Raw genomic sequence first — 14,819 nt, 5'->3', positions numbered from 1 at the left:
GCAATGTACCGTCATCGCGCCCGGCATCCGGTCAAAGCCGGGAGGTAGCATGAGGGGCGGCCCGCCTGAGGCCCCTGTGATCGGCCTCATCCGACGACTCGAAAGAGGAATACCCCCATGACCAGCCCCGCGGTCCCCACCGCAGACGCCGCCCTCGCGGCCCCGAAGGAATTCGGCATCATCCCGAAGCTCGCGGCCGAGGCCTTCGGCACGTTCATTCTCGTCTTCGGCGGCCTCGGCGTGGCGCTCTTCAGCGATCCGTCGTCGGCTCCGCTTCCCGCGCCGCTGGCCATCGGCCTCAGCGTGGCCGTGGGCATCGCCGCGGTCGGCCACATCTCCGGCGGGCACTTCAACCCCGCCGTGACGCTTGGCACCGCGGTGGCCGGGCGCACACCGTGGAAGGTCGTTCCCGGCTACGTCCTCGCACAGCTCGTGGGCGGCGCCCTCGGCGCCCTCGTGCTGTGGGTCTCGGTGCGGACGCTGCCGAACCTCTCGAGCCTCTCCAACGTGCAGCCGATCTTCACGCACATCTCCAACGGCGTGGACGACCTCTCGCCGAACAAGTTCCCCATGGCTGCAGGCCTGCTCGCCGAGGTCGTGGCGACGGCCGTGTTCCTCGGCGTCATCCTCGCCGCGACGTCCAAGCGCGCGGCGAAGGGCGTAGCACCTTGGGCCATCGGCATCACGCTCGCGATCCTGATCCAGTCGATCGCCCCGGTCACCAACGCGTCGATCAACCCTGCCCGTTCGACTGCGACCGCCATCTTCGCTGAGACCAACTCGCTCGGCCAGCTCTGGATCTTCTGGCTCGCCCCGCTCCTCGGGGCTGTCATCGCTGGCCTCATCTTCCGCGGCTTCGGCTCGCCCGACGACGTCATCGTCACGGGTGCGCCGGGCGCGCCTTCCTTCACCACCGTCGAGGGTCTGCCCACGGAAGGCGCCACGGCCGCTGAGGTCGAGGCCGCCGAGGCCGCGGAGCGGGAAACGGGGGCCGAGACGCGCCTCGATTTGGCGAAGTCCGGGGAGGACGACGCCATCGTCGATGCCCCGGGGATCCCCGACCGGCCGCGCACGGACGAGGATGACGCCAAGTCGTTCTTCGACCGCGACAAGTAGTCCGATCCCTGATCCTGACTCGTGCGGCGGGTGGCACCGAAGACTGTCGGTGCCACCCGCTAGCTTGTGACCCATGAGAATCCTGCACACCTCGGACTGGCACCTAGGCCGCTCGTTCCACGGCCTCGGGCTCCTTTCCGCGCAAGCCCAATGGCTCGACGGGCTCGTGGAGTATGTCGCCGCGGAGTCGGTTGATGCGGTGCTCGTCTCCGGGGACGTGTACGACCGCGCGCTCCCGGCCGTCGACGTCGTCGCGCTCCTCGACGAGACGCTCGTCCGTCTTGCGGAGGCCGGGGCGACCGTGATCCTCACGAGCGGCAACCATGACTCCGCGGTGCGCCTCGGCTTCGGCGCGCGGCTGCTCGAACGTGCCCGCGTTCATGTCCGCACGCGGGTCGCCGACCTGGACTCGCCCATCCTGCTCGAAAAGGACGGCTCCACGCCCGTGGCCGTCTACGGGCTTCCCTATCTCGAGCCGCGTCTCGTCGCCGCGGATCTCGGCACGGACGGGGCAGGGCACACCGCGGTGACGCGGGGCGCGCTGGACCGCGTGCGCGCAGACCTCGACGGCCGCCGCGCTGCTGGACCCCTCCGCGCAGTCGTCATGGCCCACACCTTCGCATCGGGCGGCGTCGCCGCTGAGAGTGAGCGCGCCCTCGCCGTGGGAGGGCTTGACGTGGTGCCGGCCGAGGTCTTCGAGGGCTTCGACTACGTGGCCCTCGGCCACCTGCACGGCCGTCAGACACTCTCGCCCTCGGTCCGGTATTCGGGCTCGCCGCTCGCCTATTCCTTCGGCGAGGCCCGGCAGTCAAAAGGCGCGTGGCTCGTCGAATTCGACGATTCCGGCCTCGTCGGCGTGGAGGAGGTCGGGTGGCCCAGCCAGCACCGGCTTGCGGTCCTGCGCGGGAACCTTGAGGAGCTCCTGGCCGACCCTGCGCTGGCGGACGCGGAGACGGCCTGCTGCCAGGTGACCCTCACTGACGTCGAACGGCCCCAGCGGGCCATGGAGCGTCTGCGCGCCCGCTTCCCCCTGACCCTCTCTCTGCAGTTCGCGCCGGATGGAGGTCCTGTCCGAGGTCCCTCGACGTACAGTGGGCGCCTCGCGGCCTCCAAGGACAACCTCGATGTGTGCTGCGGTTTCCTCGAGCACGTTCGCGACCGGGGACCCAGCGATGCCGAACGTGCGGCACTGTCTCAGGCGCTCGAAGCTGTTCGCCTCGCGGAGCTGGCTCGATGAGGCTCCACACCCTCTCTGCGGCCGCCTTCGGTCCCTTTGCCACGCGCCAGACCGTCGATTTCGATGCGCTCGCCGAGCACGGACTCTTCCTCCTCAACGGAGCCACGGGCGCCGGCAAGACCAGCGTTCTGGACGCCGTGTGCTTCGCCCTCTACGGCGGCCTGCCCGGCGCCCGGCAGGGGAGCAAGTCCCTCAAGAGCCACTACGCAGACGCGGGGGCCGAGCCCGAGGTCGTGCTCGAGTTCAGCGCGCAGGGCCGGCGCTTCGAAGTGCGGCGCACGCCCCAGTGGGACCGGCCGAGCGCCCGATCGAGGAACGGCTTCACCGCCCAGCAGGCGAGCACGCATCTGAGGGAACTCGTGGACGGCGAATGGCGTCCGCTGTCCTCCCGGAACGACGAAGCTTCTGCTGTGGTCCGCGAGGTGCTCGGTTTGGACCGTGAGCAGTTCACCCGCGTGGCCATGCTTCCGCAGGGCGAGTTCGCGGCGTTCCTCCGGTCGGATCCGAAGGAGCGCGAACGGCTGCTGGAGAGCCTCTTCGGGACTGGGCTCTTCGCCGATGTCGAAGCGCAGCTGACCTCGATGGCGCAGGAGGCTGAGGCAGCGGCCGGCGAGGCCGAGCAGGCGGTCCTCTGGCCGCTCCGCCACCTCGAGTCCGAGCGGGCGGGCCCGCCGGTCCACACGGATCACCCGTGGGAATCGTCGGACGCCGGGGTCTCCTCGGACGCCGGGGTCTCCTCGGACGCGGCCGCCCCCGCGGACGAAGAAGGCGAGGCTCGCTTCGCCTCGGCGATCGCATGGTTCGACGGGCAGGCAGGGCGAGCCGCGGCGGAGATCGAGGAGGCCCGCGGGGATGTGGCCACGGCGCGTGCGGCCGAAGAACAGTGTCGGAGGGCCGTCGAGGACGCCGCAGAGCTTGCTGCTGCCAGGGCCCGCCGTTCCCGCTGGGAGGCCGACGCCGCCCTTCACGGCGACAGGGTCGAGAGGCTGCGGCGCGGAGAAGAGGCGGCACGCCTTCGGACCGAGCTCGAGAACGAGCGGCGTGCCTCCACGGACTGTGAGGACTCGGAGCTCGAGCTCGCGAGGGCCCTGGCCGAGGCTGCGGCAGCGGGCTGGAGCACGCCGGCCGATAGCGAGGTGTCCCCCGCCGCACTGCGTGCCGAGGCGGGCGACGTCCGCGCGCAGGCGGCGGTGTTGGCCGAGCGCATTCCGCTCGAGACGGAGCTCGGGCGGCTTGAGGAGGAACTGCGAAAGGCCACGGTCGAGTCCGAGCGTCAGCGGGGAGCGGTCGCGGCTCTCGCCTCGGAGATCGGCGCAATCGACGGATCCCTGGCGGAGCTCGCGGCCGAACGGAAAAGCCTCGAGCCGTCGGCGGCGCTGCTGAACGCCTCACAGCGTGACGAGCAGGCGGCCCGGGAAATCCTCGTGGCGGTGCAGGAGCACGCCTCGGCGTCGGAGCGTCTGTCGAAGGCCGAGAGCCGTGTGGTCCGCTGCCGGGATGAATCCCTCACGCTTCGGGCTCATTGGCTGGACCTGCGGGAGCAGCGACTCGCGAGCACGGCCTTCGAGCTCGCCGCGGCCCTGCAAGACGGTGCGCCCTGCTCTGTGTGCGGGTCAATGGACCATCCCGCGCCTGCGACTGGAGGGGAGGACCCGCTTCGACTTGTTGATCGCGAGAAGGAGGCCTTCCTCGCCGTGGAACGGGCGCAGCAGCGCGAGTCCGAGGCCGCCTCTGCCCTCACCGACGCAAGGGCTGCTGTGGCCGCCATCGAGGCGCGGGGCGGCGCGACCGACCCAGACAAAGCCGCGAGGCAGCTCGAGGAGGCCGTCCTTGCCCTCCGTTCAGCTGAGGCGGCGCAGAAGCGCCTCGCGGTCGTGACGGAACGGCTTGCAGCGGGCGAGGCACGACGGCGCAGCGCCGCCGACGAGCGGGAGGCCGCCTCGACTGCGCTGTCGCTTGCAGTGGCGGACGCCGAGCGTCTCGGAAAGGAGACGCAACGGCTTACACGCGAGCTGGCCGAGTGGCGCGAAGGCTGGCCCAGCCTTGAAGCCCGCCATGCCGCGCTCGCCGCCATCGTGCGGGCCCTCGAGCCCCTCGCCGACGCGGCGGGGAATGCCGCCGCGGCCCGCGGGCGTCTCGGGGAGGCGCGCTCGGCCCTCGGCCTGGCCCTTGCTTCCAGCCCGTTCGCCGATGCCCGCGCCGCGCGCGCCGCGTTGCTGGGTGACAGCGAGGCGCAGGAGCTCCGTTCCGCGATCACGGCCCACGACGCGGAAGAACAGGCTATCGCCGCCCTTCTCACGTCCGCGGCGGCGGTCAGGGCAGTTGCGGAGGAGGCCAGGGCAGCCGCGGCGGAGGAAGGCTTCTCAGAGTCGGGGGAGCAGGACGGCGTGGAGGACCGCTTCGCCGCAGCCTCGGCCCGTTTGGCAGAGGCCGAGGCCCGGCTCGCGGCCGCCCATGCCGCAGAGCACGCGGCCGCAGCCGGGCGGAACCGCTGCGAGCGGCTCAGGTCCGCCTTCCTCGAGGCACTGCCTCTGCTCAAGACCGCGAAGGCCCGCGCGGACCTGCTGGGAGAACTCCAGCGGACGGCGCGGGGGAGCGGCGACAACCGGCTCCGGATGTCCCTCCATCGGTACGTCCTCGCCGCGCGACTCGAGCTGGTGGCAGTCGCTGCGAGCGAGCGCCTCGCGGTGATGAGCGACGGCCGCTTCAGCCTCGAACACAGCGATGCGCTCGCCGCGCGCGGCGCCGCGTCGGGGCTGGGCCTCGAGGTCCTCGACGCCTGGACTGGGCAGCGCCGTGACCCGGCCACGCTGTCTGGCGGCGAATCGTTCATGGCCTCGCTGGCCCTGGCCCTCGGACTCGCGGACGTGGTGCAGCACGAGGCGGGCGGGATCGACATCGAGACGCTCTTCGTCGACGAAGGCTTCGGAACACTCGACGAGCAGACCCTCGAACAGGTCATGGAGGCGATTGAGGGTCTCCGCGACGGAGGTCGGATCGTTGGCCTCGTGAGCCACGTGCCGGAACTCAAGCTCCGCATCCCAGCCCAGATCCGAGTGACCAAGGGGCGTTCCGGCTCGACGCTCGAGGTTGTCACCGGCTTGGAGGGGGTTCCGTCCGCCTCTGTCCGAGACCTCGCGGCAGTCTGAATCTCCGCCCCGATGTTCCGCGGTCTAGGATGGGGGTGTTTCCGGGTCGGGCGTGACGGGAGGCAGGGACGTCGCGCATGAGGTGAGGTGTACCTCGTGTCGATCCGTGTTTCCGTCCTGTCGCGTTACAAGGTCCTGCCCGATCTGGCGGGCCCCGGCTTTCTTCCCCTAGGCCTTATCGCGCGCCTGCCCCTTGCGATGCTGACCATCGGAACCCTGACCCTGGTCTCGGTGATGTCCGGTTCCTACGCCCTCGCGGGACTGTCGGCGGGCGCCGTGGGGGTCGGCTCGGCGGTCGGGGCCCCGATCCTGGGCGCCCTTGCCGACCGCATCGGCCAGAGGGCGGTCCTCCTGGCGGCGGCCGGCCTCAACTCCGGGGCGGTGATCGCCGTCGTCCTGTGTTCGCTGCCGCTCTCGGGAGGAGCGGCGAGCCCCGCACCAGTTGTCGTCTCGGCGCTCGCCGCCGGCCTCACCACGCCGCAGGTGGGCCCCTTCGCTCGGGCGCGCTGGATAGGCCTCACGGACGGCAGAACCCTCAAAGCGCTCGAACTGGACGCCGCGCTCTCCTACGAGGGCACCGCCGACGAGATCACGTTCGTCCTCGGACCGGCGCTCGTCGGCGTCCTGGGCGCGGGGATCGCGCCCTGGTTCCCGCTGGCGGCCGCGGCCCTCCTCACCGCGATGTTCGTGACGTGGTTCGCGCTGCACCCGACGGCGCACGCGGCCCGACCACTGGCGCCCCACGACGTCCCGCGCGTCTCGGGCCGAGAGTGGGCCGTGGTGCTTGTCCCCGTTGCGGCCATGATCGCGATGGGCGCCTTCTTCGGAAGCACACAGGCGGCGCTCACCGCGTTCGCCGGCGAACACGGGTCTCCGGACCTCGGCGGACTCCTCTATGCGGCGGTCGGGCTGACGTCGGCGGTCGCGGCACTGAGCGTCGCAGCATGGCCGACGGCGTTCAGCCTCGCCGCACGGTGGGTCGCGTGTGCGGCGGCGATGCTCGTGTTCAGCCTCACGCTGTTCGCGCCCGACGGGATGACGTCCATGACGGCGGCGCTCCTGCTGGTGGGCATCCCCGTGGGCCCCATCATGGTCACCGTCTTCGGCATCGGCGGGCGGGTCGCTCCCGTGGGAAGGACCAGCACGGTGATGACCGGTCTCGCGAGCGGCATCGTCGCGGGCACGGCGCTCGGTTCGGCGCTCGGCGGCCAGCTCGCGTCCCAGGGTGGGTCCTCCCTCGCCTTCGCCGCGCCGGTAGCTGCGGGAGGCGCGCTCCTCGCCTTGGGGCTCGCCGTCGTCGTCATGCGTCGTGGCTGACGCCGCGCACGGCTTCCCAGACGGCCTTCATCCGCGGCGCACGGAGCACGGCGATCAGCCGAGCGAATGGGCGATGCGTCGGGCCGCCTCCTGAAGGTGGCCCCCGATCTTCTCCGTGTCCATGTTGCCGCCCAGATGGACGACGGCGATCGCCGACGGCCGCTGCCGGGACGGTACGATGGGCGCGGCGATCGAGAAGACGCCGGGGATCACCTCGTCGTGGCTGATGGCGAACCCGCGCTCGCGGGCCGCGTCGGCTTCGGGGCGGTAGGGGATATCCGGCATCCGGCGTTCCCACTCGGTCCGCCCGACCGCGGACTGGATGGCGATGCTCGGAGCGCCCGAGGCGATGCTGTGACGGGTACCGGGGCGCTGCGCGATCGCCGTGCCGTTGTGGCGGGGTTCAACAGTGGCAAGCGTGACGCAGTCGGCGTGGTCCCACACGACAACGAAGGCGGTCATGCCGAGTTCGTCGGCCAGCCCGCCCAGTTCGGGCGCGGCGGCCGTCTGGAGGTCACGGGCCACGCCTCGGGCGAGGACTGCCAGGCCGACTCCGGGTTGGAGTCGTCCGGAGTCATCGCGCTCGATGAGCGAATGGTCTTCGAGAGTGCGGATGATCCTGTAGGCGATGGAGCGGTGGACGCCGAGCGACTCCGCCAGTTCGGCGATGGTGAGCGGAACCCGCGAGTCGGCCAGGATCTCGAGTGCCCGCAGGCCCCGGGATAGGGTCTGTGAGTGGGCCGCTGTCTCCGTGGCGTGCGGCATGGGTGCGCTCCTTTGCTGCGGACTGCACGGCTGACGAGGCCTTGTGCTCCCTCGCGCAGTCCCCTAAAGTAAATGTGTTCGATATCGGCACAGGAAATTCTATTATCGAACGCATTTCATTATTGACCAACCTTGAGGATCCGACAAGGGGCGTTGCCCATGTTCGCCCAGCCAGGAGCGCTCCCCGAGCGGCCGGGTCGGACCGTGCGTTCGAGGTCGCATCACTTCCGGGGGAGCTTGGGTCGCTTTGCGACCGGTGTCGCCATCGTGACGTTCGACGGTGCGACGAAGCGCCACGGCATCACGGTCAACTCGTTCACCTCGGTCTCTCTGGACCCCCCGCTTGTGCTGGTGAGCATTGCGCGCCACACGCGGGCTCATGACGAACTTGCCGGACGCCCATTCTCGGTGAACATCCTCGGGGCCGAGCAGGAGGCTCTCGCCCGCCACTTCGCGGGCCAGCCGGGCGTGGAGCCCGTGTGGGTCGAGAGCCCGCTCGCCCCGCGCCTCGCGCGTGTGCTGGCCTATTTCGAATGCAAGCCGTGGGCGGCCTACGACGGCGGCGACCACACTCTGTACCTGGGCGAAGTGGTGGACTTCGGCTACCGCTCGGGAGACGCCCTCGCCTTCGCGAATGGCCGTTTCACCACGATTCCCGAAAGCCAGCTCGGCGTCGAAGACCTGCTCTGACCATCCGCTCGAGGACGAAGGGAAAGACGATGGGCATCCGAACCGGTCAGCAATTCCTGGACAAGCTCAACTCGATGCGGCCCCACCTCGTGATCGATGGCGAGGTCGTCTCGGAGAACCTCACGGAGCATCCCGCGTTCAGGGGTCTTGCCCGAACGTACGCGCACTTGTTCGACCTGCAGCACGACCCCCAGTACCAGAGCGTGCTGACCTATCCGTCGCCGTCGACGGGAGACCCCGTCAACGCGTCCTTCCTCGTTCCGCGGACCAAGGAGGATCTCGAGAGACGACGCGGAGCCATGTCGGTCTGGGCCCAGTACTCGAACGGCTTCCTCGGCCGCACGGGCGACTACATGAATTCCGCGCTCACCGCCCTCGCCTCGGCCAAGAAGTTCTTCGCCGGGGCCGATCCGGTGTTCGGTGAGCGCGTGGAGGCGTACTACGAGATGGCACGCGAGCAGGACCTGCTGGCCACCCATACACTCATTCCGCCCCAGGCCAACCGCTCGGTGTCCGGTTCGGAGCAGCTCGGCGGGCAGCTCGCCGCGCGCGTTGTCGAGGAGCGCGACGACGGCGTTGTCATCCGGGGCGCGCGCATGCTCGCCACGATCGCGCCGATCGCCGACGAACTCCTGGTCTTTCCCTCGACGCTGCTCCGCGCGACGCCCGAGGATGCCCCGTACTCCTTCGCGTTCGCCATCCAGAACGACGCCCCAGGGCTGCGGTATCTGTGCCGTGCCGGACTCCATCACGGCGGAGGCCGCCACGACGAGCCGCTCGCGAGCCGCTTCGAGGAGGTAGACGCCGTCGTAGTCTTTGATGACGTCTTCGTCCCTGACGAGCGCGTCTTCATGCTCGGGCATCCCGAACTGTGCAACCAGTGGTACTCGGACACCGGCGCGGGGGCGCTCATGACCCACCAGGTCGTGACCCGCACGCTCGCCAAGAGCGAGTTCTTCCTGGGCCTCGCCTCGGAGATTGCCGCGTCCATTGGCATCGACGGGTTCCAGCACATCCAAGAGGACCTTGCCGAGCTCATCAGAAACGTGGAGATCGGCCGGGCCTTCGTCGTGGCCTCCGAGGCGCAGGCCGAGCTGAGCGACGACGGTGTCATGCTGCCCCACTGGCCCACGCTGAACGCAGCCCGCAACTGGTATCCGAAGGCCTCGCAGCGCTATCCGGAGATCATCCGGAAGTTCTGCGCTTCGGGGCTCATGGCGCTTCCCGGCGAGGCCGACCTCGGCGTGGCGCGTGAGGACATCGAGATGTATCTGCAGGGCAAGTCCCTCACCGGCCCCGAACGTCTCCGCCTGTTCAAGCTCGCGCTGGACGCTTCCGTCTCAGGCTTTGCGGGACGCCAGTCGCTCTATGAGTACTTCTTCTTCGGCGATCCGGTCCGGATGGCCGGCGCGCTCGTCAACGGCTACGACCGCGAGCCGCTGCGCGCCCGGGTGAGGGAGCTGCTGCAACGTGAGGACTGAGGCGCTCGTGTGCCCCGACTCACACATCCTGTATCCTCACCATTAGTGACCGACCAATCGGTCACTAATTCGTCCCACCATCCCTTCTGGGCTCGCACCCCTGAGAACGACGGAGTTCGCATGACCCACACCACGAGCGACGCTGCAGCGCGCTCCGGCCAGCTGTCCCGAGAGGAACGGAGGGTCCTCGCCGGCACGCTCGTCGGCACCACCATCGAGTGGTACGACTTCTTCATTTACGCACAGGCCGCCGGCGTCGTCCTGGCGCCCCTGTTCCTCGCACCTGTCGCGAAGGACAATGCTGGGCTCGCCCAGGTGCTGTCCTTCGCGACGATCGGCATCTCGTTCCTCTTTCGCCCTCTCGGCGCCATCGTCGCAGGACACCTCGGCGATCGACTCGGGCGGAAGAAGATGCTGGTCTTCACGCTCATCCTCATGGGCCTGTCCACCTCGCTCATCGGCATCCTGCCGACGTATGCCCAAGCAGGGATCGCAGCACCCGTCCTGCTGATCCTCCTGCGGGTGATCCAGGGCTTCTCGGCGGGTGGCGAATGGGGCGGGGCCGCCCTCATGGCGGTTGAGCACGCCCCGCGAGGCCGGCGCGGCTACTTCGGCGCCTACCCCCAGATCGGCGTTCCGATCGGAATGATCCTGGCCACGTTCACCCTGTGGCTGCTCACCGCCGTGATGGGCCCGGCGTTCGGGGAGTGGGGGTGGCGCATCCCGGTCCTCCTCTCGATCGTGCTCATCGTGGTCGGCTACCTGATCCGCCGAGCGGTCGAGGAGAGCCCGGTCTTCACGCAAATGCTCGAGCGGCGCAAGGAATCGTCCGCGCCGCTCGGCCAGCTGTTCCGCTACAACCTCAAAGAAGTTGTCCTCACGGCCGTCATCTTCATCGCGAACAACGCGGCCGGCTACCTGCTCATCGCCTACTTCTCCACGTACGCCGCCAAGACGCTCAAGATGGACCAGGCCACGGTGCTGCTCGCCACCACGCTCGCCTCCTTCGGCTGGCTCGGCTTCACGCTCTGGGGCGGGGCCCTTTCTGACAGGCTTGGCCGGATCCGGACGTTCCAGATCGGCTACGGTTTCCTCGCCATCTGGGCCGTGCCGATGTGGTTCCTCATCGATACCAAGAACATCGTCTGGTACTTCGTGGCGCTCTTCGTCATGACGCTGGGGCTGGGCCTGAGCTACGGCCCGCAGTCCGCCCTCTATGCGGAGATGTTCCCCGCCAAGGTCAGGTACTCGGGCGTCTCCATCGGCTATGCGCTGGGTGCGATCCTCGGCGGGGCGTTCGCGCCGATGATTGCAGAGATGCTCATGAACGAGTTCAAGGCGTCCTGGACGATCGGCGTGTACATCGCCATCGCCGCCGTCGTCTCGTTCATCGGGGTGTGCCTGGTGAAGGAGACCAAGGGCGCGGACCTGCACGTGGCGGAAGCCCACGCCGAATACGCGCAGGAGCAGGGGCCAGCGAACTAGGCGGTAGGGGCGGTGCTCGCGTCGCTGATCGCGCGGCTTCTGACGTTCGAAATGTGAGCGAGCATCGCCTCCCGCGCCTTCGCCGGCTCTCCGGCTTCGAAGGCTTCGAGGATGCGGGTGTGTTCGGCGATCGCATGTTCGGCGTCAGTCACGCCGAGATTGCCGAAGAACCGAAAACGCTGCACTTGGCCGCCGAGCGCGTTGTACGCGTTGAGCAGGAACCTGTTGTGGGCGTTCTGGGCGATGATCCGATGGAACCGCTCGTCGGCCTCCCAGTAGGCCCCGTACTCAGCGAAGGTTGGACCGGTGGGGGCGCCACGCAGGTCGTCTACGGCCTGTTCGAGCTCTGCCAGGACGGCGGGCGTCACGTGGGCACACGCGCGCTCGGCGATCGGGGGCTCCAGGACGGAGCGGGAATCCATGAGCTCGTCCAGCTCGTCTGCCGTGAAGAGCGGAGCGACCCGATACCCCTTGAGGGCCTCGCGACGCACCAGCCCTGTGGCCTCGAGGCGAGCGAGGGCCTCGCGGATGGGGGTCTGGGAGACTTCGAGTTCCTGCGCCATCCGGTCGATGCCGATCCCGGCGCCGGGCTCGAGCCGACCGTCCATGAGGGAGGCGAGCAGCTCTTGGTAGACGTAGTCGGCCAGGAGCTGGCGGTTGGCCGGGCGGCGGCCCCCGGAGACGGCGGGCATGCGGGTGATCCTATCGTGTTGTGCTGGGGGGAAGCGGGTCAGATGACGGTGCCGGGCCGTCGATGACGACGGCCCGGCACACGCTTGCGGCATTGGTTGTGGCCCTTTGGGCGCAACCTGTCTTAGTGGAGCGGCGTCACCGGCTCATCGAGCATCTCGTCCGACTTCGAGGTGCGGAAGAACTTGGTGAGATAGATCATCACCGCGGCGACGAAAGCGAACACGCCGAGCGAGACCACGCCCCACGCACCGCTGGCGGTTGGCATCGCATCGTTGAAGGCCGTCCGCATGAGCGGGGCGACGAATCCGCCGAGGTTGCCGAGCGAGTTGATGAGGCCGATGCCGGCGGCCGCCGCCGCGCCCGTGAGGAACGAGGTCGGGTAGGCCCACGTGATCGGTCCGACCGAGAGGAAGCTCGCGACCGCCAGCGTGATGAACACGATTCCGAGGAAGGGCTGGTTGCTCACGCCGGCCCAAGCCGAGCCGATGATGAAGAGGCCTGTTCCGATGTAGAACAAGGTGCCCCAGTTGCGCCGGCGGGCAATCGTGTGCGCAGCCCGGCCGAAGTAGTAGCAGGCGAACAGGCCCACCAGCCACGGGATCGCCGAGACGAGCCCGACTTCCCAGCCGACCTTCTTGCCCAGGAGCCCCGCGACCTCCTGCGGGAGGTAGAACGTGGTGCCATAGACGGCGATCTGCAGGGCGAAGTAGATGACCGTGAAGTACCAGACCTTCCAGTTGGCCATGGCGCGCCAGATGCCTTGGGGTCCGTCCTCGGTGCGGACCTGGTCCTCGACCGCCATCGCGCTCGAAAGCGCCGCCTTCTCGTCGTCGTTGAGGAACTTCGCCTGGGCAGGGCTGTTGGTGAGGAAGAAGACCGCCGCGATGCCCACGATGATGGCCAGCAGGCCTTCGACGAAGAACATCACCTGCCATCCGCGGGCGAAGCCGAGCGCGTCGCCGAAGCTGATGAGGCCGCCGCTCAGCGGGGCGCCGATCATCTGCGAGAACGGTTGCGCGAGGTAGAAGATCGCGAACATCTGCACGCGGACCTTGTTCGGGAACCACTCGGAGAGATACATGATCACGCCGGGGAACAGGCCCGCCTCGGTCACGCCGAGCAGGAAGCGCAGGACGTTGAACATGACGTCGTTCGTGGTGAACGCGAACGCGGCCGCCACGATGCCCCACGTGATCGAGATGCGGGCGAGCCAGAAGCGCGCGCCGAACTTCTTGAGCAGGAGGTTGCTCGGGACCTCGAAGATGGCGTAGCCGATGAAGAAGATGCCGGCGCCGAGGGCGAACGCAGCGTCCCCGACGCCTCGGTCGGCCTTGAGCGCGGCCTGCGCGAAACCGACGTTCGTGCGGTCCAGGAAGGCCACGAAGTACAGGATCACGAGCATCGGCATGAGGTGCCGTGCCGCCTTGGAGATGGCGGACTTGAGGGTAGTGCCCTGTGCGGACAGGGTGGCTGCCCGATCGGGGGAGGTGGACACTTCAGCTCTCCTTTGAGATGAACTACTCAGGATGGGTAGGGATCAGTGCTGGATCAGGGATCAGTGCTGGATCAGCGAGACCACGCCGAAGGCGACGAGCACAAGGCCGATCGCCAGGAACGCGAGGCGGGACTTGGTCCAGGTGCCGAACATGGACTTCATCAGGCGGCCTAGTGCATGTAAAGGCCGCCGTCGACGTTCAGGGTCTGACCCGTCACGAAACCGGCGTCTTCGCTGATGAGGTAGGCGATCGCAGCGGCGATGTCGCGCGGAGTGCCAATCCGCGGCAGAACGCCGTCGGCCGCCATCGCGGTCTTGCGCTCTTCGGTGAGGGTGCCGCCCATGATGTCCGTGTCGATCGGACCGGGGGAGATCACGTTGACGGTGACCCCCTCGGGGCCGAGTTCGCGGGCCACGCTGCGCGAGAAGCCGATGATGCCGGCCTTCGCCGCGGAGTAAGGGGTCTTGCTGTAGGTCCCGCCGCCGCGCTGGGCGGAGACGGAGGCGAGGCTCACCACCCGGCCGACGCCGTGCCTGACCATCGACTCGACGGCGCGGCGGGTCGCGTAGTGCACACCGTTGAGGTTGATGTTCATCACGCGGTTCCACTCCTCGGCAGTGACCTCGAGGTACGGGACCGGCGAGGACACACCTGCGAGGTTCACGAGCGCGACGATCTGGGGGAGGGCACCCTCGAGCTCGTCGAACGCAGCCCGGACCTGAGCCTCGTTCGAGACGTCCGCGCCCGCACCTGCGGCCTTGACGCCATGCTCGACGGCGATCTCCTCGGCAACCTTCTTGGCGGCGTCGGCGTCCAAATCGATGATGCCCACGTTCCAGCCGCGCTCGGCCAGGTAATGGGCCGAGGCGCGTCCGATGCCGCGAGGCGACGCGGCACCCGTCAGGACGACGGTGCGGGACTCGGGAAAGTCAGTCATTGAAGTTCTCCTGGAAGATCAGTTGATCGGTGCGGGGCCGAGCTCGTCCATGAGCTTCTTGATGGCCACGTACGCCTTGTTGCGGTACGCCACCAGCTCGGGGATGCGGTCGGCAGGGACGTTCAGGTACCCGGCACCGGACTTGGTGCCGAACTTGCCGGCGTCGACGAGCTCACGGAGCGACTCGGGCGTGGCGAAGCGCTCAGGCCAGCGCGTCTGGAGCGACGCGTAGCAGAACGCGTACACGTCGAGCCCGGCCATGTCCGCGATCGCGAACGGGCCGAAGGCCGGGAGGCGGAAGCCAAAGGTGGTGCGGACGATCGTATCGATGTCCTCGGGGGTCGCGATGCCCTCCTCGACGATCTGCGTCGCCTCGTGGAACAGCGCGTACTGGAGGCGGTTGAGCACGAAGCCGGTCGAGTCCTTGACCCGCGCGCTCTCCTTGCCGGTCGA

12 protein-coding genes are annotated in these 14,819 nt (G+C 68.8%); 7 read left to right on the top strand and 5 right to left on the bottom strand.

Annotation, left to right across the window (positions count from 1 at the left end):
- The first annotated feature begins 117 nt into the window (after nucleotides 1-117).
- The 4 genes from ACTHL9_RS02825 to ACTHL9_RS02810 all read left to right on the top strand — a co-directional run bounded on the left by ACTHL9_RS02825 (nucleotide 118) and on the right by ACTHL9_RS02810 (nucleotide 6,819).
- On the top strand, nucleotides 118-1,116 hold the full coding sequence (locus ACTHL9_RS02825) for an aquaporin (protein WP_440517166.1): 999 nt from the start codon (nucleotides 118-120) through the stop codon (nucleotides 1,114-1,116).
- Between the two features lie 73 nt (nucleotides 1,117-1,189).
- On the top strand, nucleotides 1,190-2,353 hold the full coding sequence (locus ACTHL9_RS02820; protein ID WP_440517165.1) for an exonuclease SbcCD subunit D: 1,164 nt from the start codon (nucleotides 1,190-1,192) through the stop codon (nucleotides 2,351-2,353).
- The gene (locus ACTHL9_RS02815; protein ID WP_440517163.1) at nucleotides 2,350-5,502 is read left to right on the top strand and encodes an AAA family ATPase; all 3,153 of its coding nucleotides are present in this window, start codon (nucleotides 2,350-2,352) and stop codon (nucleotides 5,500-5,502) included. The genes ACTHL9_RS02820 and ACTHL9_RS02815 overlap by 4 nt, the downstream gene beginning before the upstream one ends.
- Before the next feature lie 96 nt (nucleotides 5,503-5,598).
- Nucleotides 5,599-6,819 (top strand): MFS transporter, encoded by a 1,221-nt coding sequence (locus ACTHL9_RS02810; protein WP_440517162.1) that lies wholly within the window; start codon nucleotides 5,599-5,601, stop codon nucleotides 6,817-6,819.
- 54 nt (nucleotides 6,820-6,873) lie between these two features.
- Here ACTHL9_RS02810 and ACTHL9_RS02805 read toward each other — a convergent pair whose 3' ends face one another.
- Nucleotides 6,874-7,584 carry an IclR family transcriptional regulator gene (locus ACTHL9_RS02805; RefSeq protein ID WP_440517161.1) on the bottom strand — a complete coding sequence of 237 codons (711 nt, stop codon included), beginning with the start codon at nucleotides 7,582-7,584 and terminating at the stop codon, nucleotides 6,874-6,876.
- Nucleotides 7,585-7,743: 159 nt separating this feature from the next.
- Here ACTHL9_RS02805 and ACTHL9_RS02800 point away from each other — a divergent pair, with 159 nt between their 5' ends.
- The 3 genes from ACTHL9_RS02800 to ACTHL9_RS02790 all read left to right on the top strand — a co-directional run bounded on the left by ACTHL9_RS02800 (nucleotide 7,744) and on the right by ACTHL9_RS02790 (nucleotide 11,240).
- Nucleotides 7,744-8,274 carry a flavin reductase family protein gene (locus ACTHL9_RS02800; protein ID WP_440517160.1) on the top strand — a complete coding sequence of 177 codons (531 nt, stop codon included), beginning with the start codon at nucleotides 7,744-7,746 and terminating at the stop codon, nucleotides 8,272-8,274.
- A gap of 29 nt (nucleotides 8,275-8,303) precedes the next feature.
- Entirely contained in the window at nucleotides 8,304-9,755 is a 1,452-nt protein-coding gene (gene hpaB / locus ACTHL9_RS02795; RefSeq protein WP_440517159.1) for a 4-hydroxyphenylacetate 3-monooxygenase, oxygenase component, read from the top strand.
- Between the two features lie 120 nt (nucleotides 9,756-9,875).
- Complete coding sequence (locus tag ACTHL9_RS02790) at nucleotides 9,876-11,240, top strand: MFS transporter (protein ID WP_440517158.1); 1,365 nt, start codon at nucleotides 9,876-9,878, stop codon at nucleotides 11,238-11,240.
- Here ACTHL9_RS02790 and ACTHL9_RS02785 read toward each other — a convergent pair.
- The 4 genes from ACTHL9_RS02785 to ACTHL9_RS02770 all read right to left on the bottom strand — a co-directional run.
- Nucleotides 11,237-11,932 carry a GntR family transcriptional regulator gene (locus ACTHL9_RS02785; RefSeq protein ID WP_440517157.1) on the bottom strand — a complete coding sequence of 232 codons (696 nt, stop codon included), beginning with the start codon at nucleotides 11,930-11,932 and terminating at the stop codon, nucleotides 11,237-11,239. The two genes, ACTHL9_RS02790 and ACTHL9_RS02785, sit on opposite strands and share 4 nt — an antisense overlap.
- A gap of 122 nt (nucleotides 11,933-12,054) precedes the next feature.
- A complete protein-coding gene (locus tag ACTHL9_RS02780) occupies nucleotides 12,055-13,428 on the bottom strand; it encodes an MFS transporter (RefSeq protein ID WP_440517155.1) in 1,374 nt (457 codons plus the stop codon).
- 170 nt (nucleotides 13,429-13,598) lie between these two features.
- Nucleotides 13,599-14,366: an SDR family NAD(P)-dependent oxidoreductase gene (locus ACTHL9_RS02775; protein WP_440517154.1), complete on the bottom strand. Its 768-nt coding sequence runs from the start codon at nucleotides 14,364-14,366 to the stop codon at nucleotides 13,599-13,601.
- A gap of 18 nt (nucleotides 14,367-14,384) precedes the next feature.
- Nucleotides 14,385-14,819, bottom strand: a 435-nt coding sequence (locus ACTHL9_RS02770; protein ID WP_440517153.1) for a 3-hydroxyacyl-CoA dehydrogenase family protein, incomplete at its 5' end; no start/stop codon positions are given.

This window comes from Sinomonas sp. (genome assembly GCF_051955515.1).
In the GTDB taxonomy this organism is placed as follows: Bacteria; Actinomycetota; Actinomycetes; order Actinomycetales; family Micrococcaceae; genus Sinomonas.
This window is presented reverse-complemented; position numbering and strand designations above follow the sequence as displayed.